This window comes from Qipengyuania zhejiangensis (assembly GCF_035607565.1).
GTDB lineage: Bacteria > Pseudomonadota > Alphaproteobacteria > Sphingomonadales > Sphingomonadaceae > Qipengyuania > Qipengyuania zhejiangensis.
On the sequence record NZ_JAYKGO010000006.1, the window covers coordinates 1 to 2,777 of the forward strand.

Here is a 2,777-nt window from a genome sequence, read left to right on the forward strand (position 1 = left end):
ATTAAATATCGATATGGAACAGTATAAAGAGAAGTTTGAATCATTTGATTATTATAATGCAGATATTAAAATAGAATACTTCGAAATAGATTATATAGGATTTTACTAGAGGGTGCATTTTGTGTACCCTTTTTTATTGCTCCAAAACACAAACAATTAAGAAAGTGGTGATATACAATGGGTAAATTGACTTTAAAACAACAAAAATTTGCTGATGAGTATATCATCACTGGAGTAGCTGAAACAGCAGCATTAAAAGCAGGATATAGTAAATCATATGCGAGAGCTAGAGCGAGTGAGTTGTTGGCAAATGTCGGCATAAAAAAATATATAGATAATCGGCTTGAAGAAATCAAGTCTGAGAAGGTTGCTGATCAACAAGAAGTGATGGAGTTTCTAACAGCTATCATGAGAGGTGAAGTTGATGAGCCTATGGCCTTGTTGGACGGGGATGGTTACCAAAAAATAGTCCAGGTTACACCTAACGCTCAAGCAAGGAAAGCAGCTGCCGAATTGATTGGGAAACGATATGCAATGTGGACAGATAAGATTGACCAAACAAATACAAACGTTGAAATTAACGTAGGTGAGTGGGATGACGAGTAGCATTGTTTTAAACTTCCCTAAACCTTCTAAAGTTTTTAATAAAAAGATTTACACACAATTAGATGACTTTGATACCTTTACCGAGGTCCATTACGGAGGAGCTTCGAGTGGGAAAAGTCACGGAGTTGTCCAAAAGGTAATTTTAAAAGCGCTGAAACCGTGGAATAAACCCAGACGTATTCTATTTCTAAGAAAAGTTGCGGCAACCGTAAAGGATTCGATTTTTGAGGACGTCCTATCCTGTTTAAGATCGTACGGGATACTTGGTAGGTGTAAGGTCAACATGAGCGATTATCGCATCATACTGCCTAACAGGGCGACTATCATCTTCAAAGGAATGGATAATCCAGAGAAAATTAAATCAATAAAGGGATTATCTGATATCGTAATGGAAGAAGCAACTGAATTCACTCTTGATGATTACACTCAGCTTACTCTGCGTTTGCGTGATAAAGGTCATGTTAAGAAGCAAATATACTTAATGTTTAACCCAGTATCTAAAGTGAACTGGGTTTATTCATATTTCTTTATAAACAAACACAAGAATACAAAAATTGTTCAGAGTACGTACAAGGACAATCGATTCTTGGATGAAGCTACAAAGGAAAATATAGAGGATTTGGCAAACAGAAATCCTGCCTATTATAAAATTTATGCCTTAGGTGAGTTTGCTACATTGGATAAGCTAGTTTTTCCTAAGTATGAGAAAAGACTTTTAAACCGACAAGAGCTTGCATATTTACCTTCCTACTTCGGTCTCGACTTTGGGTACATCAATGATCCTTCAGCATTTATTCACTTGAAAGTAGACGAAGCTAACAAAAAGATATACTTCATCGAGGAGTATGTAAGAAAAGGTCTTCTGAATGACCAGATTGCCCAAGCTATTATTGATTTAAGCTATTCAAAGGAAATCATTACAGCAGATTCAGCAGAAAAGAAGTCCATCGCTGAGATTAAGCAAAAAGGCGTTACTCGAATCAGACCAGCAAAGAAAGCACCTGATTCAGTTATACAAGGGATTCAATTTCTATCACAATATGAATTTATTGTGGATGAACGGTGTGTAAAGCTTATTGAGGAACTTGAAAACTATACATGGAAAAAGGATAAAAAAACAAATGAGTATATGAATATTCCGGTAGACAGCTACAACCACGTGATCGATGCGTGTAGATACGCTGTTGAAAATATAAATAACCGAATCAAGGTCAAAACATTCAAAGGAGGGTTATAAATGGTGGTATTTATTCATCCGGCCGAGGAAGAAATTACAGCAGAAGTAGTGAATGGATTTATTGAGCTGCATCAAGCTGAGTTACCTCGATACATTCGTTTAAAGAAAATGTACGAGAGTAAGGCTCCGATATTAGATAGAGAAGCTAAGCCGAAACACAAGCCTGATAATAGGTTAGTAGTTAACTATGCCAAGTACATTACTGACACGTTTAACGGCTATTTTATTGGTATTCCAGTGAAGGTTTCACATGATGATAAAGGTGTAAACGAACGACTAGATACATTTTTAACTATGAACGATATGGATGATAACATAGCTGAATTGAGTAAGATCACATCCATTTACGGTCATGGATTCGAGCTTTTGTACCAAAACGAGGAATCCGAAACATGTTGCACATACAATAATCCTCTTGATATGTTCATTGTTTATGATGATACGATTGCGCAGAAGCCTTTGTTTGCGGTCCGTTATCAGATTGTGGAGGATGAATTAAATGGCCAGCTTTTTAAGATTGATGAGGAAATTACACTGAATGGAAGAATAAGCGATATTTCGTTTGGTGATACAATTCCGAACTACTATGGTGATGTTCCAGTAATTGAGTATATCGAGAATGAGGAAAGGCAATCCATTTTTGAATCTGTAGAATCTCTAATCAATGCATACGACAAGGCATTATCCGAGAAGGCAAATGACGTGGATTATTTTGCCGATGCATACTTAAAAATCCTAGGTGTCGAATTAGAGGAAGAAAGCCTTCAAAGTATACGCGATAATCGAATTATTAATTTGTTTGGTTCGGATAACATCAAAGACATTATTGCTGAATTCATGGAGAAGCCAAATGGAGATGAAAGTCAGGAGCATCTTCTTGATCGCTTAGAGCGCCTCATTTACCAAATTAGTATGGTTGCCAACATCAATGATG

At 36.5% G+C, this 2,777-nt stretch carries 3 protein-coding genes; all 3 read left to right on the top strand.

The genetic code is table 11. From position 1 onward, the window contains the following. Positions 1 to 177 precede the first annotated feature (177 nt). Positions 178 to 606: a terminase small subunit gene (locus tag VR863_RS14855; protein ID WP_324829300.1), complete on the top strand. Its 429-nt coding sequence runs from the start codon at positions 178 to 180 to the stop codon at positions 604 to 606. Further along, positions 596 to 1,843, top strand: coding sequence for a PBSX family phage terminase large subunit (locus VR863_RS14860; RefSeq protein WP_324829302.1), 1,248 nt, complete (start codon positions 596 to 598; stop codon positions 1,841 to 1,843). Before VR863_RS14855 ends, VR863_RS14860 begins: the two co-directional genes overlap by 11 nt. Further along, positions 1,844 to 2,777 (top strand): phage portal protein (locus tag VR863_RS14865; protein ID WP_324829301.1); only part of this gene is annotated, 934 nt, incomplete at its 3' end.